Genomic DNA, 26,442 nt, shown 5'->3' on the forward strand with positions numbered 1-26,442 from the left:
TAGCGCCGATGGTAGTGTGGGGTCTCCCCATGTGAGAGTAGGGAACTGCCAGGCATCAAACAAGTGAAGAGCCCATCCTGACGGATGGGCTTTTTGCGTTTTTGTCGTCTGAAACTGCCGGACATCGGTCTACCCTTATCCGGCCTTTTCATTACTCATGTACCAAATTCAATAACGGATACGGTTTTCCAAGATCGTCCGTTTCAGAACGGCCTGTCACCTTAAAGCCCATTTTCTTATAAAATCCGACCGCTTGTTCATTCTGCTCGTTAACGTTAGTCGTCAGTCTGGGCGCTAACGACAAGGCGTGTTTAATCAAAAGCTTACCCACGCCACAGCCGCGAACGGCAGGATCAACAAATAACGCATCCATATGTTCCCCCGTTAGAAGCATAAAGGCGACCGGCTCATCTTCCTCCGTTACTGCTACCCACAGCGGCGCTTCGGGTAGGAATGAGCTCACCAGCTCTTCCAGCTCCGCTCTATATGCTTTTGATAAAAAACCGTGCGTTGCATCGACCGATCGACACCAGATCGCAATCAGTTTTTTCCCTTCATCATGCCGTGAACGGCGGATACTAATAACCATACGTGCTCCTTTTATTTGTTCTTATATTCTAACGTAAATATCTCCGTGAAATTTTCTCACCCTGCATTTGCAGGCTCGACATTCACATTATTCCTGGGTATCTTCAGCTGTCTGGATGTCTAAACGTTTATACGTATGTTATGAGGTAATAAAGTTATGCCAATTCGGGTGCAGGACGAGCTACCGGCCGTCAATTTCTTGCGTAATGAAAACGTCTTTGTGATGACGACAACTCGCGCGACGACTCAGGAAATCCGCCCGCTGAAGGTGCTCATCCTTAATCTGATGCCGAAGAAAATCGAGACTGAGAATCAGTTTTTGCGACTGCTTTCCAACTCTCCTCTGCAGCTTGATATCCAGCTGCTGCGCATCGATGCCCGCGAATCGCGTAATACCCCAGCGGAACACCTGAACAACTTCTACTGCAACTTTGAAGATATTTGCGATCAGAATTTTGATGGCCTGATTGTTACCGGCGCGCCCTTAGGTTTGGTTGAGTTTAATGACGTTGCCTACTGGCCGCAGATCAAACAGGTGCTGGAATGGGCTAAAGATCATGTTACCTCAACGCTATTTGTCTGTTGGGCTGTACAGGCGGCCCTCAATATCCTCTATGGTATCCCTAAACAGACGCGCTCTGAGAAGATTTCCGGCGTCTACGAACACCATATCCTGCAACCACATGCCTTATTAACCCGCGGCTTTGACGATAGCTTTCTCGCGCCGCACTCGCGCTATGCCGATTTCCCGGCGGCGCTGATACGCGACTACACCGACCTGGAGATTCTGGCGGAAACGGAAGAGGGCGATGCCTACCTGTTCGCCAGCAAAGACAAGCGTATCGCCTTCGTGACCGGTCATCCAGAATATGATGCAAACACCCTGGCCAGCGAGTTCTTCCGCGATGTGGAAGCGGGCCTCGATCCCCAGGTTCCACACAATTATTTCCCGCAAAACGATCCGCAGAACAAACCGCGCGCCACCTGGCGAAGCCATGGCAATCTACTGTTTATCAACTGGCTGAATTATTACGTCTACCAGATCACGCCATACGATCTACGCCATATGAATCCGACTCTGGATTAATCTTCTACACAACGCGATCCTAAAGCGTTTCAGCATTTTGCCTCTGGCACCTTCGGGTGCCTTTTTTATTTCCGAAATGCGGCTCATATTGTGATTAAACTTTATTTATATTGTTATCAATAGGTTAAATGATAATTAAATTAAAAATGGAAATTGTTTTTGATTTTGAAAAATAAATGCGTAGTCTTAATTGTGCTGAACGAAAACTACACAACGATCTTACGTTCGCGCCAACTGGATCAACCAAGAGGAGCAGCACATGACGCAGCAGGCGACAATTACTGACGAACTGGCTTTTAGCCAGCCATATGGCGACCAGGAGAAGCAAATCTTAACGCCTGAGGCAGTCGAATTTTTGACTGAACTGGTGAGCCGCTTTACGCCTGAGCGCAATAAACTCCTGGCGGCGCGTCTCCAGCAGCAGCAGGAAATTGATGACGGTAAGCTACCTGATTTTATTTCGGAAACAGCTTCCATTCGTAATGGTGATTGGAAAATTCGCGGTATCCCTGTGGATTTGCAGGATCGCCGGGTGGAAATCACCGGTCCGGTAGAGCGTAAGATGGTGATCAATGCGCTGAATGCGAACGTAAAAGTCTTTATGGCGGATTTCGAAGACTCACTGGCGCCTGAATGGAGCAAAGTCATTGAGGGACAAATTAACCTGCGCGATGCGGTTAACGGCACCATCAGCTATACCAATGAAGCTGGCAAAATCTATCAGCTCAAACCGAACCCGGCGCTGCTGATCTGTCGCGTGCGCGGCCTGCATCTGCCGGAAAAACACGTGACATGGCGCAGGGAAGCTATTCCCGGCAGCCTGTTCGACTTTGCTCTTTATTTCTTCCATAACTACAAAGCGTTACTGGAAAAAGGCAGCGGCCCCTATTTCTATCTGCCGAAAACCCAGGCCTGGCAGGAAGCTGCGTGGTGGAGTGAAGTCTTTAGCTTTACGGAAGACCGTTTTGAGCTGCCGCGCGGCACCATCAAAGCCACGCTGCTGATTGAAACGCTGCCCGCCGTATTCCAGATGGACGAAATCCTGCATGCCCTGCGTGACCATATTGTGGGTCTGAACTGCGGGCGCTGGGACTATATCTTCAGCTATATCAAAACGCTGAAGAATCACCCGGACCGCGTTCTGCCGGATCGTCAGGTGGTGACGATGGATAAGCCATTCCTCAGTGCCTACTCACGATTGTTAATTAAGACCTGCCATAAGCGCGGCGCATTTGCGATGGGCGGCATGGCGGCCTTTATTCCGAGCAAAGATGCTGAGCGGAACAATCAGGTGCTGAACAAGGTAAAAGCGGACAAATCGCTGGAGGCGAATAACGGCCATGATGGCACATGGATTGCGCATCCCGGTCTGGCTGACACCGCGATGGCCGTCTTTAATAGCGTGCTCGGTGAGAACAAAAATCAGCTATTTGTCACCCGTGAAGACGATGCGCCAATTACCGCTGAACAGCTGCTGGCCCCCTGCGAGGGCGAACGAACCGAAGAGGGCATGCGCGCCAACATTCGCGTGGCGGTGCAGTACATTGAGGCGTGGATTTCCGGCAACGGCTGCGTACCGATTTATGGCCTCATGGAGGATGCGGCAACGGCCGAGATCTCACGTACCTCAATCTGGCAGTGGATCCATCACGAAAAAACGCTCAGCAGCGGTCAACCGGTAACTAAAGCGCTGTTCCGCCAGTGGCTGGCCGAAGAGATGCGGGTGATTCAGGACGAACTGGGCGAGCACCGCTACAGCAGCGGGCGCTTTGACGAGGCCGCGCGCCTGATGGAACAGATCACCACTTCCGATGAGCTCATTGACTTCCTGACTTTGCCGGGTTACCGCCTGCTGGCCTGACGGCCCAGGCTACTTTGTTTGCCATTTTGGCCCCGGGCAGTACTCAAAATCCTCACGTACTATAAGTACGCTCCGGTTTTTGCGCGCTGGCCGTGACCAAACTGTCATCACCAATAATGCCTGGGAAGCCAGGAAAATAATATGGAGCATCTGCACATGAAAACCCGTACCCAACAAATCGAAGAATTAAACAAAGAGTGGACCAACCCGCGCTGGGAAGGCATTACTCGTCCATACAGCGCCGAAGACGTGGTGAAGCTACGCGGCTCCGTTAACCCGGAATGTACGCTGGCGCAGCTGGGCGCGGCAAAGATGTGGCGACTGCTGCACGGTGAAGCAAAAAAAGGCTACGTCAACAGCCTGGGCGCGCTGACCGGGGGCCAGGCGTTACAGCAGGCGAAAGCGGGCATTGAAGCGATTTACCTTTCTGGCTGGCAGGTCGCGGCGGACGCCAACCTGGCCTCCAGCATGTATCCGGATCAATCGCTCTATCCGGCTAACTCAGTACCGGCCGTGGTCGATCGGATCAATAACACCTTCCGCCGCGCGGATCAGATCCAGTGGTCTGCGGGTATTGAACCGAACGATCCGCGTTATACCGATTATTTTCTGCCGATCGTCGCCGATGCGGAAGCGGGATTTGGCGGCGTGCTTAATGCGTTTGAGCTGATGAAATCGATGATTGAGGCCGGTGCAGCGGCCGTACACTTCGAAGATCAGCTGGCTTCGGTGAAGAAATGCGGCCATATGGGCGGCAAAGTGCTGGTTCCCACGCAAGAAGCGATTCAGAAACTGGTTGCCGCGCGTCTGGCGGCAGACGTAATGGGCGTGCCAACGCTGGTGATTGCCCGCACTGACGCCGATGCGGCGGATTTAATTACCTCAGACTGCGATCCTTACGATCGTCAGTTCATTACCGGCGACCGTACCAGCGAAGGTTTCTTCCGCACCCATGCCGGTATCGAACAGGCGATCAGCCGCGGGCTGGCCTACGCGCCCTATGCCGACCTGGTGTGGTGTGAAACCTCCACCCCGGACCTTGAGCTGGCGAAGCGCTTTGCCGATGCGATCCATGCGAAATATCCGGGCAAACTGCTGGCCTATAACTGCTCGCCGTCGTTTAACTGGCAGAAAAAGCTGGATGATAAAACCATTGCCAGCTTCCAGCAGCAACTGGCGGATATGGGCTACAAATATCAGTTCATCACCCTGGCCGGTATTCACAGCATGTGGTTCAACATGTTCGATCTGGCTCACGCTTACGCCCAGGGCGAGGGGATGAAGCACTACGTTGAGAAGGTTCAGCAGCCGGAATTCGCGGCGGCGAAAGATGGCTATACCTTTGTCTCCCATCAGCAGGAGGTCGGGACTGGCTACTTCGATAAGGTCACCACCATTATCCAGGGCGGAACCTCATCAGTAACGGCGTTAACCGGCTCTACAGAAGAAGATCAGTTCTGATCATTTCCCCTCTCCCTCTCTCCGGGGGAGAGGGAGAGGGGAAGGTATGACACGTGGCCTGGAATTATTGATTGCGCAAACTATTTTGCAGGGTTTCGACGCCCAGTACGGTCGTTTTCTTGAAGTCACTTCCGGCGCCCAGCAGCGCTTTGAACAGGCCGACTGGCATGCCGTCCAGCAGGCGATGAAGCAGCGCATCCATCTCTACGATCACCATGTCGGCCTGGTCGTCGAGCAGCTGCGCTGCATTACCGATGGCAAAAATACCGATAGCGACTTTTTGCTGCGGGTAAAAGAACACTATACCCGCCTGCTACCGGATTACCCTCGCTTCGAAATTGCGGAGAGCTTTTTCAATTCCGTCTATTGTCGGTTGTTTGACCACCGCTCGCTGACTCCCGAGCGGCTTTTTATTTTCAGCTCGCAGCCCGAGCGGCGCCTGCGCTCTATACCGCGGCCGCTGGCGAAAGATTTCTTCCCCGAGCGCGGCTGGGACACGTTATTACGCAAAGTGTTATCCGATCTTCCTCTCCGCCTGCCGTGGCAAAACAGAGCGCGCGATATCGGGTATATCACCGTTTGCCTGCAGGAAGCGCTTGGCGGCGAGCTGCTCTCCCGGTCGTATCTACAGGTGGCGAATGAACTTTTTTACCGCAATAAGGCAGCCTGGCTGGTAGGCAAATTGGTTACGCCGATGGCCACGCTGCCTTTTCTTCTGCCAATCCATCGTACCGATGAAGGAGAACTGTTTGTCGATGCTTGCCTGACGACGCATGCCGAAGCCAGTATCGTTTTTGGCTTCGCCCGCTCCTATTTTATGGTTTACGCGCCGCAGCCCGGCGCGCTGGTCGAGTGGCTGCGCGAGATTCTGCCGGGTAAAACCACCGCCGAACTGTACATGGCGATTGGCTGCCAGAAGCATGCGAAAACGGAAAGCTATCGGGAATACCTGCACTATCTTTCCCGCAGCAATGAACAATTTGTTGAAGCGCCGGGGATCCGCGGGATGGTCATGCTGGTGTTTACCTTGCCGGGCTTTGACCGGGTATTTAAGGTCATCAAGGACCGCTTCGCGCCGCAGAAAGAGATGACTGCCGCTCACGTGCGCGCCTGTTACCAGCTGGTCAAAGAGCATGACCGCGTGGGACGGATGGCCGACACCCAGGAGTTTGAGAACTTCGTGCTGGAGAAACGGCAAATTGCGCCCGAGCTGATGGCCCTGTTACAAACCGAAGCCGGTGGGAAAATTACCGACCTCGGCGATCGGATTGCGATCAGCCATCTGTATATCGAGCGGCGGATGGTGCCGCTGAATATCTGGCTGGAGCAGGTTGACGGGCAGGCGCTGCGCGATGCAGTCGAGGAGTACGGGAACGCCATTCGTCAGCTGGCTGCCGCCAACATTTTCCCGGGCGATATGCTATTTAAGAATTTTGGCGTTACGCGTCACGGCCGGGTGGTGTTCTACGATTACGATGAAATTTGCTATATGACGGAGGTGAATTTCCGCGAGATCCCGCCAGCGCGCTATCCGGAAGATGAGCTTGCCAGCGAGCCCTGGTACAGCGTCTCGCCGGGCGATGTTTTTCCGGAGGAGTTTCGCCACTGGCTGTGCGCCGACCCGCGTATCGGGCCGCTATTTGAAGAGATGCACGCCGACCTGCTGCGCGCCGACTACTGGCGGGAGCTGCAAAAACGTATTCGCAACGGCCACGTGGAAGACGTCTACGCCTATCGTCGCCGTCAGCGCTTTTGCGTGCGCTATGGCAACCTGCAACAGGCAGGGTAAACAGGCGGCCAGGTTCAGGCGGCCTCTATAACCGCAAATTCTTCGTACACCAGCTCCATATCCGGCGCCCAGGTGCCTTCGCGTTCAAAGAATGCCTGATGCGCCGATTGCCAGTAAGCTAGGCTCAAATCACCTTCGCCCTCCAGCGCGGCGAGCTCAGGACTCATTTCATTAAACCGGATCAGCCTGAGCATCAGGGTGCGTATCACGCAGACGGCTTTGCCCTGGCCGTCCAGCACAATGTGATATGCCCCCGGCGTCACGGGCGGCTGCTCCTGCTGATAGCTGGCAAGCGAACCGCAGGTGCCGCGCTTCTTCCCCGCGATGACCAGGGCCGCCAGCTCGTCGGCCAGCTCCGCTGAATCGCCGAAAGACCAGCAAAAAGCAGAAGGGTATTTATCCTGCCAGTAGGATTTCAGATCGCTCATTTATCGCACTCCGCCATACGCCAGCGTCACTTCTTTCGCCGCTTTGATCACCATGGCGCCGAACTCGGTCACGCGGTCATCGGTAATGCGGGAAATGGGCCCGGAAATAGAGATAGCGGCGAACGGCTCACGATGTTCATCATAAATGCATGACGCTACGCAGCGCAGTCCTAGCGCGTGTTCTTCGTCATCAAACGAATAGCCGCGCTTACGCGTCTGGGCCAGGTCCTCTTTCAGATGCACCGGCGATACCAGCGTAGCGTGGGTGTAAGCGTGCAGACCTTGACGGTGCAGCAGGCCGGTGACCTGATCTTCACTCAACTGCGACAAAAACGCCTTACCGGCGCCAGAAGCGTGCATCGGCAGCTTACCGCCAATCGGCGCCGACATACGCATCAGTTGGGTACACTGCACCTGATCGATAATGATCGCCTGATGATCGCTCGGGTCCAGCACCGCGAGGTTAACCGTTTCGCCGGAGTCTTCCATCAGTTGACGCAAAATCGGATGGACGATCGCCAACAGGTTACGACTTTGCAGGAAGCTGCTGCCGACGACGAAAGCATGGGCGCCCACCGACCAGTGGCCCAGTTCACCGACCTGACGAACAAAACCCAACTGCTGCATCGTGGTTAACAGGCGGTGGGTGGTGGAATTAGGCAAGCCGGCCTGCTGGGCCAGTTCGGTCAGCGCCACGCTGCCGTGAGATTCAGCAATCCATTCGAGCAGCTTCAGGCCGCGGGTCAGGGACTGAACTTGCCCGCCAGCCGGAGCGGCGGCGGAGGCGGCAGGTTTTCTGCCGCGTTTTGCGGGAGCGGGGGTCGCCATCGCGGACTCCTTTTTTCTGTATCGTGGAAATGATTTTCGTTTTATTTGGCGATAATGCAATCACTACCCGACTGATCGGATGAGTGAAGCTGAACATGTCTCATCTTGCCCGCTGTTCTCTTTTCCACCCCTTCGGTTTGTGCCAGTATGGTCCGTTGAGTTTTTTCGGTCTGGTTGAGCGTTGTCGGGAGCGAGTGTGAGCAGCAAAGTTGAGCAACTGCATCAGCAGTTAAAAGAACGTATTCTGGTTCTGGATGGGGGCATGGGCACCATGATCCAGAGCTATCGTCTGAGTGAGCAGGACTTCCGCGGCGAGCGTTTTGCCGACTGGCCGTGCGACCTGAAGGGCAACAACGACCTGCTGGTTCTCAGCAAGCCGGAAGTGATCACCGCCATCCACGATGCCTATTTTGCGGCCGGGGCGGATATCATTGAAACCAACACCTTTAACTCGACGACCATCGCGATGGCGGATTACCAGATGGAATCCCTGTCGGCGGAAATCAACTTTACGGCGGCGAAACTGGCCCGCGCCAGCGCCGATGCCTGGACCGCGCGCACGCCGGAAAAACCACGCTACGTGGCAGGCGTTCTCGGCCCGACTAACCGCACTGCGTCCATTTCTCCTGACGTCAATGACCCGGCCTTTCGCAACATCACCTTTGACGGGCTAGTGGAAGCCTATCGTGAATCCACCAAAGCGCTGGTGGAAGGCGGGGCGGATCTGATTCTGATTGAGACGGTGTTCGATACCCTCAACGCCAAAGCGGCGATCTTTGCGGTCAAAGAGGAGTTTGAAGCGCTGGGGGTCGATCTGCCGATTATGATCTCTGGCACCATCACCGACGCCTCCGGGCGCACGCTGTCCGGCCAGACCACCGAAGCCTTTTATAACTCGCTGCGCCACGCCGATGCGCTCACTTTCGGCCTCAACTGCGCTCTGGGGCCGGACGAACTGCGCCAGTACGTGCAGGAGCTGTCGCGTATCGCCGAATGCTACGTTACCGCCCACCCGAACGCCGGCCTGCCGAACGCCTTTGGTGAATACGATCTGGACGCCGACACGATGGCGACGCAAATTCGCGAATGGGCGGAGGCCGGCTTCCTGAATATTGTCGGCGGCTGCTGCGGCACCACGCCGGAACATATCGCCGCCATGAGCCGCGCGGTGGCCGGCCTGCCGCCGCGCCAACTGCCGGAGATCCCCGTCGCCTGCCGTCTTTCCGGCCTTGAGCCGCTGAATATCGGCGATGACAGCCTGTTTGTGAACGTCGGCGAACGCACCAACGTTACCGGCTCGGCGAAATTCAAACGCCTGATTAAAGAAGAAAAATATAACGAAGCGCTGGATGTGGCGCGCCAGCAGGTGGAAAGCGGCGCACAGATTATCGATATCAATATGGATGAGGGGATGCTCGACGCCGAAGCGGCGATGACGCGTTTCCTCAACCTGATTGCCGGTGAGCCGGATATCGCCCGCGTGCCGATTATGATCGACTCCTCCAAATGGGAGGTTATCGAAAAGGGCCTGAAGTGTATTCAGGGCAAAGGCATCGTTAACTCCATCTCGATGAAAGAGGGCGTTGAGCCGTTTATCCAGCATGCGAAAAAGGTGCGCCGCTACGGGGCCGCCGTCGTGGTGATGGCCTTTGATGAAGTGGGTCAGGCCGATACCCGCGAACGTAAAATTGAAATTTGCCGCCGGGCGTACACCATTCTTACCGAAGAGGTGGGCTTCCCGCCGGAAGACATCATCTTCGACCCGAATATTTTCGCCGTGGCGACCGGAATTGAAGAGCACAACAACTATGCCCAGGACTTTATCGGCGCCTGTGAAGATATCAAACGCGAACTGCCGCACGCGCTGATCTCCGGCGGCGTCTCTAACGTGTCGTTCTCCTTCCGCGGTAACGACCCGGTGCGCGAGGCGATTCACGCAGTATTCCTCTACTACGCCATCCGTAACGGCATGGATATGGGTATCGTCAACGCTGGACAGCTGGCAATTTACGACGACCTTCCCGCCGAGCTGCGCGACGCTGTTGAAGATGTGATTCTGAACCGCCGCGATGATGGCACCGAACGCCTGCTGGATCTGGCGGAGAAATATCGCGGCAGCAAAACTGACGATACCGCCAACGCCCAGCAGGCGGAATGGCGCAGCTGGGACGTCAAAAAACGTCTCGAGTACTCGCTGGTTAAAGGCATTACCGAATTTATTGAGCTCGATACCGAAGAAGCCCGACAGCAGGCCGCGCGCCCGATCGAGGTTATCGAAGGACCGCTGATGGACGGTATGAACGTGGTTGGCGATCTGTTCGGTGAAGGGAAAATGTTCCTGCCTCAGGTGGTGAAATCCGCCCGCGTAATGAAGCAGGCGGTGGCCTACCTCGAACCCTATATTGAGGCCAGCAAAGAGAAAGGTTCCAGCAACGGCAAGATGGTCATCGCCACCGTGAAGGGTGACGTTCACGATATCGGCAAGAATATTGTCGGCGTCGTGCTGCAGTGTAATAACTATGAAATCGTCGATCTGGGCGTGATGGTGCCTGCGGATAAAATCCTGAAAACCGCCCGCGAGGTTAACGCCGACCTGATTGGCCTCTCCGGGCTGATTACGCCGTCGCTGGATGAGATGGTCAACGTGGCGAAGGAGATGGAGCGTCAGGGCTTTACTATTCCGCTGCTGATCGGTGGCGCAACCACCTCGAAAGCGCATACGGCAGTGAAAATCGAGCAGAACTACAGCGGCCCGACGGTCTACGTGCAGAACGCCTCGCGCACCGTCGGCGTGGTCGCCGCCCTGCTGTCCGATAGCCAGCGCGATGATTTTGTCGCCCGTACCCGCAAAGAGTACGAAACGGTGCGTATTCAGCACGGACGTAAAAAGCCGCGCACTCCCCCCGTCACGCTGGAAGCCGCGCGCGATAACGACCTGGCCTTTGACTGGGCAAGCTACACCCCGCCGGTGGCTCATCGTCTGGGCGTGCATGAGGTGGAAGCCAGTATTGAAACCCTGCGTAATTATATCGACTGGACGCCGTTCTTTATGACCTGGTCGCTGGCCGGTAAGTATCCGCGCATTCTGGAAGATGAAGTCGTGGGCGAAGAGGCACAGCGCCTGTTTAAAGACGCCAACGAACTGCTGGATAAGCTCAGTGCCGGGAAGGCCCTTAATCCACGCGGCGTCGTGGGGCTGTTCCCGGCTAACCGCGTCGGCGACGATATTGAAATCTATCGCGATGAAACCCGGACTCATGTGCTGACGGTGGGGCATCATCTGCGCCAGCAGACCGAGAAAGTCGGCTTTGCCAACTACTGCCTGGCGGATTTTGTCGCGCCGAAGCTGTCGGGGAAGGCGGACTATATCGGCGCCTTTGCGGTGACCGGCGGCCTTGAGGAAGACGCGCTGGCCGACGCCTGGGAGGCACAGCACGATGACTATAACAAGATTATGGTGAAGGCGATTGCCGACCGTCTGGCGGAAGCCTTCGCCGAGTATCTGCATGAGCGGGTGCGTAAGGTCTACTGGGGCTATGCGGCGAACGAAAACCTCAGCAACGAGGAGCTGATCCGCGAGAATTACCAGGGAATACGCCCGGCGCCGGGCTATCCCGCCTGTCCTGAGCACACCGAAAAGGCGACCATCTGGGAGCTGCTGGAGGTGGAAAAACGTACCGGCATGAAGCTGACGGAATCCTTTGCCATGTGGCCCGGCGCGTCGGTTTCCGGCTGGTACTTCAGCCATCCGGACAGTAAGTACTTCGCGGTAGCGCAAATTCAGCGCGATCAGGTGGAGGACTATGCGTTACGTAAGGGGATGAGCGTGGCGGAAGTGGAGCGCTGGCTGGCGCCGAACCTCGGTTACGATGCCGACTGATCCACCAGCCGTTATCTTTCCTTACAACTAACAGGGCGCTCAACGAGCGCCCTGTCTCTTTATTGTGCATAAACCCTTATACTGAAGGGAGCTTGCGATCGTTGCCGTCGGATAAGCGAAGCGCTATCCGGCCTGTAACGGTTTATGAGTTTCTGGAACAAATAAATATAAGGAGAAGCTGATTCCGTGTTAACTCTGCTACACCTGTTGTCCGCCGTCGCTCTACTGGTGTGGGGCACCCATATTGTTCGTACCGGCGTGATGCGCGTCTACGGCGCTCGCCTGAGAAGTGTGCTCAGCAGCAGCGTGGAGAAAAAACCGCTCGCCTTCTGCGCGGGGATCGGGGTTACCGCTCTGGTCCAGAGCAGCAACGCCACCACCATGCTGGTCACCTCTTTTGTCGCCCAGGATCTGGTGGCGTTAGCCCCTGCGCTGGTGATGGTACTGGGCGCTGACGTTGGTACCGCGCTGATGGCGAGGGTGCTGACCTTCGACCTGTCCTGGCTTTCGCCGCTGCTGATTTTTATCGGCGTCATTTTCTTCCTTGGACGCAAGCAAACGCGTGCGGGCCAGCTCGGGCGCGTGGGGATTGGCCTGGGCTTGATTCTGCTGGCGCTGGAGCTGATCGTTCAGGCGGTGCATCCCATCACCCAGGCTAACGGCGTGCAGGTGATTTTCGCCTCGTTGACCGGCGATATTATGCTGGATGCGCTGATCGGCGCGGTATTTGCCATCATCAGCTATTCAAGCCTGGCAGCGGTGCTGCTGACCGCTACGTTAACCGCCACCGGCGTGATTTCGTTCCCGGTGGCGCTGTGCCTGGTGATTGGCGCCAACCTCGGATCCGGGCTGCTGGCGATGCTAAACAACAGCGGCGCTAATGCCGCCGCGCGCCGCGTTGCGCTCGGCAGCCTGTTGTTTAAGCTGGTGGGTAGTCTGATTATCCTGCCGTTTGTCCATCTGTTGGCAAACGTTATGGATGAGCTTCCGCTGCAAAAATCCGAACTGGTTATCTATTTCCACGTCTTCTACAACCTGATCCGCTGTATCGCCATGGTGCCGTTCGCCGGGCCGATGGCTAACCTCTGTAAGCGACTGATTCGCGATGAGCCGGAGCTGGATGCACGACTGAAGCCAAAGCATCTTGATACTTCAGCGCTGGACACCCCGGCTCTGGCGCTGGCTAACGCCGCCCGCGAAACCCTGCGTATCGGCGATGCCATGGAGCAGATGCTGGAAAGCCTGCATAAAGTGATGCACGGTGAACCGCGTGAAGAGAAAGAGCTGCGGCGGCTGGCGGACGATATCAACGTACTTTACACCGCGATTAAGCTCTATCTGGCGCGGATGCCAAAAGAGGAGCTGGCCGATGAGGAATCCCGCCGCTGGGCGGAAATTATCGAAATGGCGCTCAACCTCGAGCAGGCTTCGGATATCGTTGAACGAATGGGCAGCGAAATCGCCGATAAATCGCTGGCCGCGCGGCGCGCGTTCTCCATGGAGGGGTTGAAAGAGCTGGATGCGCTCTACGATCAGCTGCTCAGCAATCTACAGCTAGCGATGTCGGTTTTCTTTTCCGGCGACGTACCGAGCGCCCGCCGTTTGCGCCGTAGCAAACACCGTTTTCGCATTATGAACCGTCGTTACTCGCATGCTCACGTTGATCGCCTGCATCAGCAAAACGTGCAGAGTATCGAAACCAGTACGCTGCACCTGGCGCTGCTGGGCGATATGAAGCGTCTGAACTCGCTGTTCTGCTCGGTAGCCTATAGCGTGATGGAGCAGCCGGATGAGGACGATGAGCGCGATGATTATTAAGCGCTGACGCCGCCTTACATTCCCGGCTCGCGCTGCGCTTAGCCGGGCTACAGGTTTACCGCGGTCTGCGGGGGGGGAGCCCGGACAGGCGCGCAGCGCCGCCTCCGGGACAAGGGCGGGGGGTCAGAAACGATGGCCTGCGTTCAGGGTTACCGCTTCCTCTCCGGCTCTGAAAACCAGCGTCGGATTCGGGCCGCCGAGAGTGGCGTGGCCCTGCGTCACCTGTATCCAGTTGCCTTCCGGCAGGCCGATAATCGTCAACTCTGGCGCAACCACCAGCAGCTCGCGAATCCGCTGTTCGCGAGTTTCCCCTTTGTGGCCTTCTGGCAGCGCGTTGGTGAAGTGCGGGTTAATTTGCAGCGGAAACAGCCCCAGTGCAGAAAAACCGTTAGGGTCGACAATCGGCATATCATTGGTGGTGCGAATTGCCGGGCAGGCAAGGTTAGCGCCCGCGCTCCAGCCGATATACAGCGCCCCGCGCTTCACTACATCCACCATCGGCGCCAGCAGGCCGCGGTCGCGACACTCTTTCAGCAGCTGAAAGGTATTGCCGCCGCCGACGATAACTATCTCCGCGTTCTCAATCGCCGAAACCGGGTCCGCGACGCTGTGAATACCGGTAACCGTAACGCCCATTGGGCTGAAGACGGCGGCGGTTTTCGCGGTGTAATCATCCCAGGTTTGCGTCACCCCGGCAAAAGGGATGAATACCGCGGAACGGCGACCATTTAGCTGCCCGGCAATGGTCGGCAGCGCATGTTCCAGCCAGGCTTTGCCCGGCAGCGTTGAGTTACTCAATAGCAGCAGTTCCATAATTTCTCCATTTGACCAGATGATTATTCGGGCTGGGATGTTATCACAGGATATCTCACCGCTTGCTGACGTGGCTCACGCTGAGACGCGCTGAGCAAAGCGGAGCGGCGATTATTGGCGCAGCGACTCTCTGAATTAATCTGGAAAGAGCCTCGCAGAGTGACTCTACCGGGCGTGACAGGTTAGCGGGAACCGCTTAGTTTCACGTTGATGATTCACAGGCAAGGGAAGGGCTGCGCTGCGCGCTGCAATCGACTTTCCGATCAATGGTTATTAGAGCGCCCTCCCTGGCGCTCTTCGTTTGCCCTTATCCTCTGGCAAAGGCCGCGGCTTCAGCGACCAGCGCCGCGTCCGGACGCACGCCGGTGTAGAGCGCAAACTGCTCCACCGCCTGCAGGGCAATCACCTCCGCGCCGCTGATAACGTGTTTGTCCCGCTTCTTCGCCAGTTTGATGAGCGGGGTTTCCGGCGGCAGAGCGACCACGTCAAATACCACGTCGGCCCGTTCCACCATCGTCGGGCTAAAGGCCAGGGTTTCGCTTTCCGCACCGCCCGCCATGCCGAGCGGCGTGACGTTAACCAGAATATCCGCCGCGATCCCTTCCGGCTTTGGCTGCCATTGAAAACCGTACTGCTTTGCCAGCACCAGTCCACGATCGCGATGGCGGGCGGCGATAATCACATCGCGGAAACCGGCATCGCGAAAGGCGGCGATGACCGCTTTGCCCATCCCGCCGCTGCCCTGGATCATCACTTTGGCAGAGGAGTCGAGCTGATGGCTGTCAATCAGGCTTTTCACCGCGATGTAGTCGGTATTCAACCCGGTTAGCCTGCCGTCGTCGTTGACGATGGTGTTGACCGAATCAATCGCCTTTGCCGAAGGGGCAAGCGCGTCAAGATACGCTATGCAGCTCTCTTTAAACGGCATTGAGACCGCGCAGCCGCGGATGCCCAATGCGCGGACGCCCTTCACCGCTGCGGCAATATCCTGGGTAGTAAAGGCTTTATAGATATAATTCAGCCCGAGTTTTTCATACAGATAGTTATGAAAGCGGGTACCAAAGTTGCCCGGGTGACCGGCCAGCGACATGCATAGCTGCGTATCGCGATTAATCATGAGCAATATCCTCCGCGTGGGCCAGCAGATACTCTTCCGCCTCTTTTGACCAGATACCGTGGTGACGTTCCATAATCGCCGCCAGCTGCGGGTCGCGAATGTCTCCCAGCGGCGTCAGCGGGAAGTTTTTCCCGGTATAAACCAGCTTCTTACCGCCGCCCACCGCCGGTAAATCCAGGGTGGTCTCGCCCGCCGCATTCAGCCCCAGAATATGGGTCACCACTTTTGCAGTCTGGACTTTTTTTGCCTGCATCAGCGCTACGGCGGCGCGCATATCGTCGGTATTGCCGCCGGAGGTGCCGACGTAGTGAGTGAAGGCGTAATGCACATCGTAAAAATTGATCGGCGCGCTGAACTGCTTATCCTGCGGGCCGGCGAAAAAGTTCAGGCAGCCGTCCGGGGCCAGCAGCGAGGATGCCAGAGTGATGAGCTGGTCATTAGGGACGAAGACAAAAATATCGTCAAAACCGTGGCCGCCGGAGAGCGCCATCAGCGTTTCGCGGCTGGCATCGTGCCCATCCAGATAGTGAATCAGCGTTTGCGGCTCGGAGGGATAGTGCTGGCGCGCATAGCTGAGTTTTGGCTTATTGGTGTCGGTGACCACCAGCAGCGCCGGGTTGATCGGGCCATGCAGCGCGTAGTCGATAGCCAGCAGACCCATCGGGCCGGTGCCGCCGAGGATCAGGGTGCGCCCCTGCGGGCGAATGCCCATCACATGGTTATAGCTGCCTTCCTGCAGATGATAGTTGGCGTTGAACGCGCCGATTACGCAGGAAAGCGGCTCCACCAGCGAACCTTCAAACCAGGTATCGCCTTCCCAGGTGAGCAGGCAATCCTGCGCCATCACCTCGTCAGGGATCACCACGTGGGTGGCTTCGCCGCCGATCCACGGGAAGGAATAACCGGGGCAGTCCGGGCGATCCGGTAGCTGCAGATTGGCCTGAATCACATAGCGCTGGCCAGCGTGAAACTTATGCTGCCATTTTTTGCCGACGGCGATGATCTCTCCGCAGAACTCATGGCCGATGATGATCGGGTTAGTCGCCACATCGTCAGGCACCTTTTTGTGGTCCTCGCCCTGGTTCGCCTCTTTCCACGAAGAGAGGCACAGGCTGTCGGTGACCACCCGGGCGAGAATTTCATCATCCTGCATCGCCGGAAGTGCAAAGGTTTCCAGGCGCAGATCGCGTTTGCCGTACAGGCGCAGGGCTGTTGTTGTTTGCATGTTTACCACCTCACCCCCTTCATCTTTCGCATGACGGCTGTATTGGCTTCCTTCATGTCCCCGGATCACGCAGTGAATCCACGCTCCCAGGGATAAATTCAGTTGCCGCCTCGCCGTACTGCGCCATCTTTGGGGTTAACTTGTTGAAGTAGACCCGGCATCGCCGGGCGGAATAATCAGGACAGGAAGCCCAGTGCGTTACCGATAATCCCCAAACCGAAGAGGGCGAAAATCAGCCAGACCGGGTTCACTTTCTTATTGAGCAGGCGCACCATCAGCAGCGTCAGGCCCAGAGCCAGCAGGCCGGGGCAAAGCTGATCGAGGATGTTTTGTACGGTCATGGTGACGGTTGAGCCGTTGGCGCCCGGGGTTTGCGAGACCACCAGCGGGACGTTGATGGTGGTCCACTTGGTGACCAGCACGCCCATCACAAACAGGCCAAGAATGGAGGCGCCTTCGGTCAGTTTTTGCAGCAGGTTACCGCCCATATCGCTGACGATATTGACCCCTTTACGGAAGCCAAGCTGCAGTCCGTACCACTTCATCGCCAGACGAACCGCGTTGAAAATAAAGAAGAACAGCAGCGGACCAAGAATATTTCCGGAGAGCGCCAGCGAGGCGCCGAGGGCGGCGGTAATTGGCCGCAGCGTGCCCCATACCAGCGGGTCGCCCACGCCTGCCAGCGGCCCCATCAGGCCGACTTTGATCCCGTTGATGGCGCCATCGTCAATAGCGGCGCCGTTGGCCCGCGCTTCCTCCATCGCGACGGTCACGCCAATAACCGGCCCGCAGACTGCCGGAGTGGTATTGAAGAACACCAGATGGCGCTTCAGCGCGGCAACCTGATCCTCCTTCAGCGGGTAGAGGCGCTTGATGGCCGGGATCATGTCGTAGCAGAAACCAAGCCCGTGGATACGCTCGAAGTTGAATGAGGCCTGCTGCAGGTTGGATCGCAGAAACATGCTCACCAGGTCGCCTTGGGTAATTTTTTTCTGTTCCATGTTGGGCTCCATCAGTCGTCAAGCTGGTCAAGGGCGGTGGAAGAGGGGGCGGCGGCCTGCGGTTCAGGTTTACGCCACTGCGGGTTGAGCTGGATATAAATCAGCGCGATGATGACCCCCACGCCGCCGAAAGCCAGCAGACTAAAGTCGAGATAGCCGCCCGCGAGGAAGCCGAGAAAGAAGAAAGGCATCAGATACTTCACGCCCATCATGCGCAGCACCATGGCGTAGCCGACCACCACGATAAAACCGCCGGCGATTTGCAGACCGCGGGTGACGAATTCCGGAATGGCGTTGAGCATATTGCTGACCATATCCGCGCTGACAAACAGAGAAACGATGAGTGCGGGAATGGCGACGCGCAGCGCCTGAACGCCCAGCGCCGACACGTGCAGCAGATCGATTGTTCTGAAGCGCGCCTCTTCCGCTGCCTTATCCGCCGCGTGCTGGAACACTACGGTAATGGTACGAGCGAACACGGTGAGTACCTGGCCTGCGGCCGCGACCGGCAGCGCAATCGCTATTCCGGTAGCGATGCTTTGCTGGCCAACGATCACCAGGATGGCGGAAATAATGCTGGCTAACGCCGAATCCGGAGACTGCGCCGCGCCAACGTTCATCCAGCCGAGCGCGATCAGCTCCAGCGTCCCGCCGAGCATAATCCCGGTTTTTAAATCGCCGAGAATTAAGCCAATCACGGTACAGGCGATTAATGGACGGTGAGTCTGGAATTCATCCAGCACGCTGCCCATTCCGGCAATACAGGAAAAAATAAATATGGCTATTATTTGTAGGGTACTTATTTCCATAATTTGTCACCTCGAGGGTATAGAAATCCCTGCCTTTTACGGCATTTACACGATGTTCTTCAGGCTGCCTCTTTGTTGACTGCATTCTCTCGCCCCAGTCGCATAGTAATCTATGCTGCTGGTGACTTTCTCATTTGCCGCCGCGATGCAGCCAGAATGCCAGGGTGAAATAAAAGGCGCGTTTTATTATTCTGTAACGGACTGCTCTGCTATTTTATCGAGAATATTAACCGACGGATCTGAGGCTACGACGCGTAAATCAAGTTTAACCCCCAGCTTATCTAACTGCTGAAAGGTATTAATATCCGCTGCGTCTAATGACACCGCTTTGGTTAATTGTTTCTTACCCGGTCGCCAGGCCATGCCGCCAATATTCAGGGTGGCTATTTTCACCCCCTGCTGCACCATGGTTAATACATCCTGCGGGTTTGTGAATAAATAAAAGACCGTTTCGTCCTGATATTGCGGGTTGTGATAAACGGCGACGGCTTTCTCGATATTCACCACATTGACCTTCATGCCCGGCGGCGCGGCCTGGCGAAGCAGCGTGCGGCGAACGTCGTCGTTATACACGTCGTCATTACAGATAATAATGCGCTGGGCGTTGGCCACTTTTGACCAAACGGTGGTGACCTGGCCGTGAATCAAACGGTCGTCAATGCGCGCGAGCGTAATGTTCATCAGAAATCCTCCTCAACGGTTTCCGGTTGCCGCCAGGTGACGCAGCACTGGCTGGCGATAAGTTCCAGGTGTTGGCACAGCGCTTCTGCATTCATCGTTTGCTGATTATCGACCAGCTCCAGAGCCAGCGGCAGCGACAGGCCGCTGATGACCCGGAGCTGCGGGTTGCGCATCGCTAGCCCGGCGGCGGCATTCCACGGGCTTCCGCACTGTAAATCGACGGCAATAAGCCACTCTTCGTCTTTGTGAGTACTTACCAACTTTTCAAGCTTACCGGCGATGTCGCCCGCGTTTTCACCCGGTACAAACTCCACTGCGCTGACGTTGACATCGCCGTAAACCATGCGCACCGAGTCGAGCATGGCGCAGGCCAGCTGGCCGTGGGCGCAGAAGATGACGTTAACCATTTTTCCCCCTTAGCCGCGCGTTTTTCCGCCCGCGATGTTAGTGGTGACTCCGGTGATATAGCTGGCGCGATCTGAGAGCAGATAGCAAACAAAATCAGCGACTTCGCTGAGCCGACCCGAACGACCAATCGGAATCGAATTTTTGCTATAGCCTTCGCGCAGCTGCTCGACGGTAATATTACGGGTCCAGGCCAGCGCCTGTTCGTACTCAGGCGTGCGCAGCCCGGTTTTTTCCAGAATGCCCGGCGCAACGCCCACGACGCGAATACCGTGTTTACCTAACTCTTTCGACCATGAGCGGGTAAAGCTATTCAGCGCGGCTTTAGTCGCGGCGTAACAGCTCTGGCCTTCAGAGCCTTCGAGGCCGCTTTCCGACGAGACGTTAACAATCACGCCGCTGCGCTGTTTAACCATCTGGCGGGCTACCGCCTGTGACATCAGAAATACGCCTTTTTGATTGATATTGACCATTTTTTCGAATGCCGCTTCATTTAATTCATAGCGGCCGGACGGCGCTTTCTCATCGACTAATAAACGCGGGAAGTTGACGCCAGCGTTATTAACCAGTCCGTCAATACGGCCAAAACGCTGAATAATACTGTCGACGGTATTATTCACTTCGCTGGCGCTGGAAATATCTGTTGGCCAGAAACAATAATTTTCACCGAGCTGATGTTTATCGCCGCCGTGAATATCGCTCATCTGCACATTTGCGCCCTGGGCTAATAATTCATCGACAATCGCCAGGCCAATTCCTGATGCGCCACCGGTAACAATAATAATTTTATCTTTTAAGTTTAACCACGTATCCATTATCGACTCCTGTTTCTTCAGATAAAGGGATCCCCCGCAGCAGCGCTGCGTGAAATCATATCGTTGTAATTTACTTCAGTAGCGACTCGGCGGTTTCTCGATTCGTCACCAGACAGTTAATATAGTGTCCATTTAAGGCGCCAAGAATACCGGAGTATTTTTCCTCGCCCATGGCGATACCTACCGAATAACGCGCCTGCCTGAGTTTCGCCATCTCAATAGACAGCGTTTTCTCGCTCATGGCGGTTTCTACCAGCGCGCCATCAATATTGTAAAAGCGCGAGCAGATATCACCGGCGACCTGGCGGGCGTTGAGATCGTCGCTCTCTTCGCTGCCGTAAAACGCATGCCAGTTGGCGCCGTCGCGGATAGCCGGTGAACCGATCCCCACCAGCGCGACGTCCAGGTTATCCCAGTAAGATGCAATAGCTTTAAAGTGCTGGGATTGCATAATACCGTTGCGAATTAATTTGTTATCCAGCAGCGCCGGGAAATCGGCGAGATGCGATTCCGCTTTCAGCTTCGCCGCGGCGCCGTAGGTCAGCGTATTCACGTGGTAGCGGCTCTCCAGCTTGCCGGAGGGGCCGCCGATAATCGGGACGCAGATAACCTGACGGGACTGGCTGGCCTGCGGCAGATTCTCCACCAGCGCGCGTACCGCACGCCCCCAGGAGAAACCGACGATATCGCCCGGCTCCAGCAGCCTGTCGACCAATTGTGCGCCATGCAGGCCGATAAGATTGAGCTGATCCTCCTCCAGCAGCGAGTCGCAGGCCGCCACCACCGCCTCCTTGAGGACAAATTTTTGTTTCAGCTGCTGCTCAAGCCACAGATTTTCGTTGTAGTCATAGTTGATGGCGATAGTGACGATGCCCTGCTCGCGGCCGCGCTTCAGCAGACGGCTGATGGTGGTGCGGTATATCCCCAGCTCGCGGGCAATCTGCGCCTGGGTCATATCCTGCTCATAATAGAGCTGGGCGATTTTTACGATCAGACGAATATCGTCGCTGTTTTCCATCGTCACTGTCGGCTCCTGCACATTTGTGCAAATCAGATATTGGCGCTCACGATCTGATATAACCCCATCAGGCGCCCGCTTTAAAGAAATTTTCCTCTTTTTCATAGCAATCTTCTGACCGTTTCTGTTGCACATTTGCGTTGCTAATCGCCGGTTTCCGGCACGTTTGTGCCGTAATTGATAAGGGCCTGATTCTGCTTTATTTCGCCGGGCAAAGTTGCTGGGCTTTCTGAAGTACACTTTTGTGTTGAAAGGCGGGACAGATCACATTTAGCGTCAGGCGGCGAGCGCGCGATTCTTTTTTATCGCCTGCAAGGTAGGGTATATTTCGTTTTTAAACAGAAAGCATTCAAGTTTTATCAAGGCGGCAAGGGAGCGACGCCCGGCAGCATAGAAATCTATGTGACTGGGATCAGTGAGTGTAGCCATCGCAGAGACAACTTGAAGGATGAAGTGTTTCAGGAGAAGTTATGCTGCCCGACTCGTCAACCCGACTCAATAAATACATCAGCGAAAGCGGAATTTGCTCGCGCCGTGAAGCCGATCGTTTTATCGAACAAGGCAACGTTTTTATCAACGGCAAACGCGCCACTATTGGCGACCAGGTTAAAGCTGGCGACGTAGTCAAGGTCAATGGCCGGTTGATTGAGCCGCGCGAAGCGGATGATTTAGTACTGATTGCGCTGAATAAACCGGTTGGCATCGTCAGCACTACCGAAGACGGGGAGCGCGACAACATCGTTGATTTCGTTAACCACAGCAAACGCGTATTCCCAATCGGCCGTCTGGACAAAGACTCGCAGGGGCTCATCTTTCTGACCAACCATGGCGATCTGGTGAATAAAATCCTGCGCGCCGGTAACGACCATGAAAAAGAGTATCTGGTCACCGTTGATAAGCCGGTGACCGATGAGTTTATTCGCGGAATGGGCGCGGGCGTACCGATTCTCGGCACGGTAACGAAGAAGTGCAAAGTGAAAAAAGAAGCGCCTTTTGTGTTTCGCATTACCCTGGTTCAGGGGCTGAATCGCCAGATCCGCCGGATGTGCGAATATTTTGGCTATGAAGTGACGAAGCTTGAGCGGACGCGGATCATGAACGTCAGCCTGACGGGGATCCCGCTGGGAGAGTGGCGCGATCTGACCGACGATGAGCTGATCGATCTCTTCAAGCTGATTGAGAACTCGTCTTCAGAGGCGAAACCGAAGGCAAAGGCGAAGCCGAAAACGGCCGGCATTAAGCGCCCGGTAGTCGCGATGGAAAAAACCAGCGAGAAGTCTTCCCGTCCGGCGTCGAACGGCAAACGCTTTACTGCGCCTGGGCGTAAAAAGAAAGGGCGTTAGCGTCTGCCGCGCGTTGGCGTATTTGCCGACCAGGAAAACGAGGCCTCCGCATCCGGTTTGTAAGCCTGCTTTTTCTTGAGCTGGCGGGCTTTCTTAGCCTCGGCTTCGCGCTGGAGCATCAGTTTATCGATGTACTCTTTTTTCACGCTGTTGGTCTCCGCGTTGGTCAGCGGACGGCCATGGGCGATGCGCGCGCGGTCGAGCAGGGTTTTCAGTTCGCGCTGTTCGCGCTCGGTCATCTCTTTTTGAGTGATGCGGGGGAGTGCCATAGTGGTGCCCTCAGTTAGCCTGTGGCTTCAGTGTACGGTAAAGGGGCGGACGTCTCACGGTAAATTGTTGTGCCTCGCAGAAAATCCCGGAGGCGGTGCTGCGCACCTGTCCGGGCTACAAAACCCGCAAGCTGCACGGACCGTAGCCCGGCTAAGCGCAGCGCAAGCCGGGAAAATTACGGGTTGTTAGCTCTCTTTTTCCGTTTTACGCGATTCATCCGCAATCGGCTTCCCTGACCAGTAACCGGCCAGCAGCGAGCCGGACAGGTTGTGCCAGACCGAGAACAGCGCCCCGGGCAGCGCGGCCAGCGGGCCAAAGTAGATTTTCCCCAACGCGGCGGCAAGGCCGGAGTTCTGCATTCCCACCTCGATCGCCAGCGTGCGGCAGGTGGACTCGTCAAAGCCAAACAGTCGCCCGCCCCAGTAGCCGCCGAGCAGACCGATAGTGTTATGCAGGATAACGGCGATAATCACCACAAAACCAACGGAAGCGATATGCGACGCGGAGCCTGCCACCACGGCGCAGATAATCGCCAGAATGCAGACCATCGAAAAGGCCGGGAGAAACGGTTCCACCGCCTTCACCACTTTCGGCAGCAGATGATGCACCGCCAGCCCCAGTGCAATTGGGATCACCACAATTTGCAGAATGCTGAGCAGCATTCCCATCACATCTACCTGAATATGCGCATCCACGTACAGACGCGTCAGCAGCGGCGTCGCGACCACGCCGACCAGGGTGGATACCGAGGAGATGGTGACTGAGAGCGCAACATCGCCTTTTGCCAGAAAGATCATCACGTTGGATGCCGTACCGCTGGCGACGCTGCCCACCAGCACCATGCCGGCGGAAAGCTCCGGCGGCATGTGAAAAATCAGCGCCAGCAGCCAGGCGGCGAGCGGCATCACCAGGTAGTGGAGAAAAATCCCTGCGGCAACCGGCGCGGGGCGGGAAAGCACGCGCTTAAAGTCGTCGACTTTCAGATGCACGCCCATGCCGAACATAATCAGCATCAGCAGCGTCGGGACCCAAGGGCCAACGGGAGTAAAAGTGGATGGCGTGTAATAAGCGATAACCGAGAGCAGCAGCGCCCATAATGGGAACAGCCGCGTAAGCGTGGCGAGCATGTTGTTTTCCTTGCACATAAGTTGTGTTTGCTTGTTATTGACCGGCCGGGATCGAGCCCGGCCATAGCTATTGTTTATCGTGCTAAGAAATATTATTCAAACAAATTATGCTCATGTTCCGCTGCGGATAAGCTCCCAGCTGAGTCCGAAGCGCGCTAAATACTTGCGCAGGCGGTCAGCATCGTTAGGATTGGCCTTTTTCTGACGGGAGACGGCGAACAGCTCGCGTCCGGCTTCGGAGAGCGAAGCGCTGCGCTGGCAGACCTCCAGCACCGTTTCCAGCTGCCGGCGATCGAAGAGATCGATTTCCATTGCTATGTCAGGAGAAGACGTCGTCAGCTGCCAGCTCTCTTTCAGCAGCATAATCTCCTCTTCCACAACGGCCTGCGTAATGCGCCCCTGCTCGGCCAGCGTCGCCATACGCGCCACGGATGAGCTGAGTTCGCGAAAATTGCCGCGCCACTGCGCCTGCGGCGAGCAGGCAAAGGCCAGATAGCGCTCGCGGGCCTCTTTATCAAAGCGGATCTGCGTCTGCCGTTCGCTGGCCAGTCGCCGTAGTTCATACTCCACGTTTGGCGCAATATCTTCCCGCCGCTGCGCCAGGCCGGGGAGGGCAAAGCGCCACATATTGATGCGCGCATAAAGATCTTCGCGAAAGCGTCCTTCCGCCACCCACTGCTGCATATCGCGATGCGTTCCGGCGATTAGCTGAAAGTCGCTGTGCGCCTCGTTGTCCGAACCAAACGGGAAAAAGGTTTTTTCTTCAATGGCCTTCAGCAGCATGGCCTGCTCGTCCAGCCCCAGCTCGGCGATTTCATCAAGAAACAGCACGCCGCCGTCGGCTTCGCGTAATAGTCCGGCGCGCGGCGCGACCGCGCCGGTAAACGCGCCTTTGACATGGCCAAACAGCGTAGACATTGCGTTATCGCCGCGAAGGGTGGCGCAGTTAACCGCCATAAATTTTCCCGCCACTAAATGACGCGACTGGCGCAGCTGATAGATACGTCTGGCGAGAAAGGACTTACCGGCGCCCGTTGGGCCAGTAAGCAGGATCGGATCGGTCGATCGGATCGCCACGCGCTCAATTCGATCGATAAGCTTGTTGAACGTCGCATTGCGCGTCTCTATCCCGGCTTTCAGGAAAGAGACCGACTGCTGCTGCTCGCGCTGAAAGCGGCTGGTGAGCGCGGCATAGCGGTTTAAGTCCAGATCGATAACCGAGTAAATACCGACAGCGATGGCTTCATCCGGTGAGCCTTTCGGCGCAGGACCGGTCTGCAGCAGATTGGCGGGAAGATAGCGCGCCTCCGTCAGCAGGAACCAGCAGATTTGCGCCACGTGAGTCCCGGTAGTGATATGCACCAGATACTCTTCGTTTTCGGTATCAAAGCTGTAGCGGCTGGCGAAGTCGAGAAACGCCGCGTAGACCTCTTCAAAATCCCACGGATCGTTTATCTCGACCCTATGCGGGCGTACTTCGGTTTGCGGCGAAAGCAGGGCGATATCTTCGATCAGCTTTTGCGCCAGGCTTTCATCGTGCGGCTGGTGGATGAGCTCCAGCCTGTCGACAGGAAAATCGGCCTGCTGGCATAGCCCAACGGTGGGCCGCCATTTCTTTAAACGATTAGCCCGCTTGCCGCGTTTATCCAGTACCGTTCCGAGAACGCCAATCACCACCCGACGCTTGTTCATTATTTATCTCATAAGATAAGTATCGATACTAAAAGATAAAAAATTCTCCCGAGCCGGGCAACGGCAAAAACCGAGTTAAAAAATAAATCACTTTTAATCAATGAGATAAAAATTTATTTCATCACTTTTTCGTTCTGGCACGCATCTGGCAATAACCCTTTCGTTATTTCGCTGAATTCGCAGGGGGTTAAACCCCGCCGGCACGTCAGAAACGGTACTGACCGTCTTTCGGGCGCGTTCCGTCAGCCGATAACCACCAATGGGTTCGATTCCCGATTTCACTCCAATGAAAACTGGTTTTTTAATCATAGAGATACACGGGGTTTTGTGCAGTCAGCACTCCCCACAGCAGGCCGCCGGTAAAGGCGCCGTGCCGCAGGCAAAAG

General features: G+C 56.1%; 23 protein-coding genes. 7 read left to right on the forward strand and 16 right to left on the reverse strand.

The window, feature by feature from the left end; translation table 11 throughout:
* Nucleotides 1–151 precede the first annotated feature (151 nt).
* A complete protein-coding gene (locus K2184_RS09370; protein ID WP_004117147.1) occupies nt 152–589 on the reverse strand; it encodes an acetyltransferase in 438 nt (145 codons plus the stop codon).
* Between the two features lie 156 nt (nt 590–745).
* On the opposite strand from K2184_RS09370, the gene metA reads away from it, so the two are divergent.
* The 4 genes from metA to aceK all read left to right on the forward strand — a co-directional run bounded on the left by metA (nt 746) and on the right by aceK (nt 6,786).
* Nucleotides 746–1,675 carry a homoserine O-acetyltransferase MetA gene (metA, locus tag K2184_RS09375; protein WP_004109666.1) on the forward strand — a complete coding sequence of 310 codons (930 nt, stop codon included), beginning with the start codon at nt 746–748 and terminating at the stop codon, nt 1,673–1,675.
* A gap of 259 nt (nt 1,676–1,934) precedes the next feature.
* Nucleotides 1,935–3,536: a malate synthase A gene (gene aceB / locus K2184_RS09380; RefSeq protein ID WP_004117150.1), complete on the forward strand. Its 1,602-nt coding sequence runs from the start codon at nt 1,935–1,937 to the stop codon at nt 3,534–3,536.
* Between the two features lie 156 nt (nt 3,537–3,692).
* A complete protein-coding gene (gene aceA, locus K2184_RS09385; RefSeq protein ID WP_024274896.1) occupies nt 3,693–4,997 on the forward strand; it encodes an isocitrate lyase in 1,305 nt (434 codons plus the stop codon).
* A gap of 46 nt (nt 4,998–5,043) precedes the next feature.
* Nucleotides 5,044–6,786 (forward strand): bifunctional isocitrate dehydrogenase kinase/phosphatase, encoded by a 1,743-nt coding sequence (aceK, locus tag K2184_RS09390; protein ID WP_023320158.1) that lies wholly within the window; start codon nt 5,044–5,046, stop codon nt 6,784–6,786.
* Between the two features lie 14 nt (nt 6,787–6,800).
* Here the strand turns inward: aceK and K2184_RS09395 are convergent, their stop codons facing one another.
* Nucleotides 6,801–7,205 carry an ASCH domain-containing protein gene (locus K2184_RS09395; protein ID WP_097365664.1) on the reverse strand — a complete coding sequence of 135 codons (405 nt, stop codon included), beginning with the start codon at nt 7,203–7,205 and terminating at the stop codon, nt 6,801–6,803.
* 9 nt (nt 7,206–7,214) lie between these two features.
* A complete protein-coding gene (gene iclR / locus K2184_RS09400) occupies nt 7,215–8,042 on the reverse strand; it encodes a glyoxylate bypass operon transcriptional repressor IclR (RefSeq protein WP_004117167.1) in 828 nt (275 codons plus the stop codon).
* A 196-nt stretch (nt 8,043–8,238) separates the two neighbouring features.
* Between iclR and metH the strand changes: the two genes are divergently transcribed.
* Both metH and K2184_RS09410 read left to right on the forward strand, forming a co-directional pair.
* Nucleotides 8,239–11,922: a methionine synthase gene (gene metH, locus K2184_RS09405; RefSeq protein ID WP_004117169.1), complete on the forward strand. Its 3,684-nt coding sequence runs from the start codon at nt 8,239–8,241 to the stop codon at nt 11,920–11,922.
* A gap of 186 nt (nt 11,923–12,108) precedes the next feature.
* Nucleotides 12,109–13,740, forward strand: coding sequence for a Na/Pi cotransporter family protein (locus K2184_RS09410; protein WP_004109645.1), 1,632 nt, complete (start codon nt 12,109–12,111; stop codon nt 13,738–13,740).
* Between the two features lie 123 nt (nt 13,741–13,863).
* On the opposite strand, the gene pepE is transcribed toward K2184_RS09410, so the two are convergent.
* From pepE to K2184_RS09455, 9 genes are all read right to left on the reverse strand, one after another.
* Nucleotides 13,864–14,553 (reverse strand): dipeptidase PepE, encoded by a 690-nt coding sequence (gene pepE, locus K2184_RS09415; RefSeq protein WP_163525664.1) that lies wholly within the window; start codon nt 14,551–14,553, stop codon nt 13,864–13,866.
* Between the two features lie 307 nt (nt 14,554–14,860).
* Nucleotides 14,861–15,670, reverse strand: a complete 810-nt coding sequence (locus K2184_RS09420; RefSeq protein ID WP_163525665.1) for a shikimate 5-dehydrogenase — start codon at nt 15,668–15,670, stop codon at nt 14,861–14,863.
* Complete coding sequence (gene sorE, locus K2184_RS09425; protein WP_016808449.1) at nt 15,663–16,895, reverse strand: L-sorbose 1-phosphate reductase; 1,233 nt, start codon at nt 16,893–16,895, stop codon at nt 15,663–15,665. Before sorE ends, K2184_RS09420 begins: the two co-directional genes overlap by 8 nt.
* 176 nt (nt 16,896–17,071) lie before the next feature.
* Entirely contained in the window at nt 17,072–17,896 is an 825-nt protein-coding gene (locus K2184_RS09430; protein WP_004109634.1) for a PTS system mannose/fructose/sorbose family transporter subunit IID, read from the reverse strand.
* 11 nt (nt 17,897–17,907) lie between these two features.
* On the reverse strand, nt 17,908–18,705 hold the full coding sequence (locus K2184_RS09435; RefSeq protein WP_004109631.1) for a PTS mannose/fructose/sorbose transporter subunit IIC: 798 nt from the start codon (nt 18,703–18,705) through the stop codon (nt 17,908–17,910).
* A gap of 186 nt (nt 18,706–18,891) precedes the next feature.
* The gene (locus K2184_RS09440) at nt 18,892–19,386 is read right to left on the reverse strand and encodes a mannose/fructose/sorbose PTS transporter subunit IIB (RefSeq protein WP_004109627.1); all 495 of its coding nucleotides are present in this window, start codon (nt 19,384–19,386) and stop codon (nt 18,892–18,894) included.
* The gene (locus K2184_RS09445) at nt 19,386–19,793 is read right to left on the reverse strand and encodes a mannose/fructose/sorbose PTS transporter subunit IIA (protein ID WP_004109623.1); all 408 of its coding nucleotides are present in this window, start codon (nt 19,791–19,793) and stop codon (nt 19,386–19,388) included. Before K2184_RS09445 ends, K2184_RS09440 begins: the two co-directional genes overlap by 1 nt.
* 9 nt (nt 19,794–19,802) lie before the next feature.
* Nucleotides 19,803–20,606, reverse strand: a complete 804-nt coding sequence (locus K2184_RS09450; RefSeq protein WP_004109619.1) for an SDR family oxidoreductase — start codon at nt 20,604–20,606, stop codon at nt 19,803–19,805.
* 70 nt (nt 20,607–20,676) lie between these two features.
* Complete coding sequence (locus K2184_RS09455; RefSeq protein WP_196552885.1) at nt 20,677–21,624, reverse strand: sugar-binding transcriptional regulator; 948 nt, start codon at nt 21,622–21,624, stop codon at nt 20,677–20,679.
* A 470-nt stretch (nt 21,625–22,094) separates the two neighbouring features.
* Between K2184_RS09455 and rluF the strand changes: the two genes are divergently transcribed.
* Nucleotides 22,095–22,967 carry a 23S rRNA pseudouridine(2604) synthase RluF gene (gene rluF / locus K2184_RS09460; RefSeq protein WP_017145134.1) on the forward strand — a complete coding sequence of 291 codons (873 nt, stop codon included), beginning with the start codon at nt 22,095–22,097 and terminating at the stop codon, nt 22,965–22,967.
* On the opposite strand, the gene K2184_RS09465 is transcribed toward rluF, so the two are convergent.
* The 4 genes from K2184_RS09465 to K2184_RS09480 form a co-directional block, all read right to left on the reverse strand.
* Entirely contained in the window at nt 22,964–23,236 is a 273-nt protein-coding gene (locus K2184_RS09465; RefSeq protein WP_004109613.1) for a DUF3811 domain-containing protein, read from the reverse strand. The two genes, rluF and K2184_RS09465, sit on opposite strands and share 4 nt — an antisense overlap.
* Nucleotides 23,237–23,422: 186 nt before the next feature.
* On the reverse strand, nt 23,423–24,364 hold the full coding sequence (gene panS, locus K2184_RS09470) for a ketopantoate/pantoate/pantothenate transporter PanS (RefSeq protein ID WP_016808446.1): 942 nt from the start codon (nt 24,362–24,364) through the stop codon (nt 23,423–23,425).
* A gap of 111 nt (nt 24,365–24,475) precedes the next feature.
* A complete protein-coding gene (gene rtcR, locus K2184_RS09475) occupies nt 24,476–26,056 on the reverse strand; it encodes an RNA repair transcriptional activator RtcR (RefSeq protein WP_049129297.1) in 1,581 nt (526 codons plus the stop codon).
* A 93-nt stretch (nt 26,057–26,149) separates the two neighbouring features.
* Nucleotides 26,150–26,365, reverse strand: a complete 216-nt coding sequence (locus K2184_RS09480; RefSeq protein WP_196552881.1) for a hypothetical protein — start codon at nt 26,363–26,365, stop codon at nt 26,150–26,152.
* Nucleotides 26,366–26,442 lie beyond the last annotated feature (77 nt).

It is taken from the genome of Klebsiella sp. K5-306 (assembly GCF_051835185.1).
Classification (GTDB): Bacteria; Pseudomonadota; Gammaproteobacteria; order Enterobacterales; family Enterobacteriaceae; genus Klebsiella; species Klebsiella oxytoca.

What these genes read in the sequence shown, in the direction of transcription:
- K2184_RS09370 (WP_004117147.1), bottom strand. Translation starts at nt 589, where the DNA reads ATGGTTATTAGTATCCGCCGTTCACGGCATGATGAAGGGAAAAAACTG.
- metA (WP_004109666.1), top strand. Translation starts at nt 746, where the DNA reads ATGCCAATTCGGGTGCAGGACGAGCTACCGGCCGTCAATTTCTTGCGT.
- aceB (WP_004117150.1), top strand. Translation starts at nt 1,935, where the DNA reads ATGACGCAGCAGGCGACAATTACTGACGAACTGGCTTTTAGCCAGCCA.
- aceA (WP_024274896.1), top strand. Translation starts at nt 3,693, where the DNA reads ATGAAAACCCGTACCCAACAAATCGAAGAATTAAACAAAGAGTGGACC.
- aceK (WP_023320158.1), top strand. Translation starts at nt 5,044, where the DNA reads ATGACACGTGGCCTGGAATTATTGATTGCGCAAACTATTTTGCAGGGT.
- iclR (WP_004117167.1), bottom strand. Translation starts at nt 8,042, where the DNA reads ATGGCGACCCCCGCTCCCGCAAAACGCGGCAGAAAACCTGCCGCCTCC.
- pepE (WP_163525664.1), bottom strand. Translation starts at nt 14,553, where the DNA reads ATGGAACTGCTGCTATTGAGTAACTCAACGCTGCCGGGCAAAGCCTGG.
- K2184_RS09420 (WP_163525665.1), bottom strand. Translation starts at nt 15,670, where the DNA reads ATGATTAATCGCGATACGCAGCTATGCATGTCGCTGGCCGGTCACCCG.
- sorE (WP_016808449.1), bottom strand. Translation starts at nt 16,895, where the DNA reads ATGCAAACAACAACAGCCCTGCGCCTGTACGGCAAACGCGATCTGCGC.
- K2184_RS09430 (WP_004109634.1), bottom strand. Translation starts at nt 17,896, where the DNA reads ATGGAACAGAAAAAAATTACCCAAGGCGACCTGGTGAGCATGTTTCTG.
- K2184_RS09435 (WP_004109631.1), bottom strand. Translation starts at nt 18,705, where the DNA reads ATGGAAATAAGTACCCTACAAATAATAGCCATATTTATTTTTTCCTGT.
- K2184_RS09440 (WP_004109627.1), bottom strand. Translation starts at nt 19,386, where the DNA reads ATGAACATTACGCTCGCGCGCATTGACGACCGTTTGATTCACGGCCAG.
- K2184_RS09445 (WP_004109623.1), bottom strand. Translation starts at nt 19,793, where the DNA reads ATGGTTAACGTCATCTTCTGCGCCCACGGCCAGCTGGCCTGCGCCATG.
- K2184_RS09450 (WP_004109619.1), bottom strand. Translation starts at nt 20,606, where the DNA reads ATGGATACGTGGTTAAACTTAAAAGATAAAATTATTATTGTTACCGGT.
- K2184_RS09455 (WP_196552885.1), bottom strand. Translation starts at nt 21,624, where the DNA reads ATGGAAAACAGCGACGATATTCGTCTGATCGTAAAAATCGCCCAGCTC.
- rluF (WP_017145134.1), top strand. Translation starts at nt 22,095, where the DNA reads ATGCTGCCCGACTCGTCAACCCGACTCAATAAATACATCAGCGAAAGC.
- K2184_RS09465 (WP_004109613.1), bottom strand. Translation starts at nt 23,236, where the DNA reads ATGGCACTCCCCCGCATCACTCAAAAAGAGATGACCGAGCGCGAACAG.
- panS (WP_016808446.1), bottom strand. Translation starts at nt 24,364, where the DNA reads ATGCTCGCCACGCTTACGCGGCTGTTCCCATTATGGGCGCTGCTGCTC.
- rtcR (WP_049129297.1), bottom strand. Translation starts at nt 26,056, where the DNA reads ATGAACAAGCGTCGGGTGGTGATTGGCGTTCTCGGAACGGTACTGGAT.
- K2184_RS09480 (WP_196552881.1), bottom strand. Translation starts at nt 26,365, where the DNA reads ATGATTAAAAAACCAGTTTTCATTGGAGTGAAATCGGGAATCGAACCC.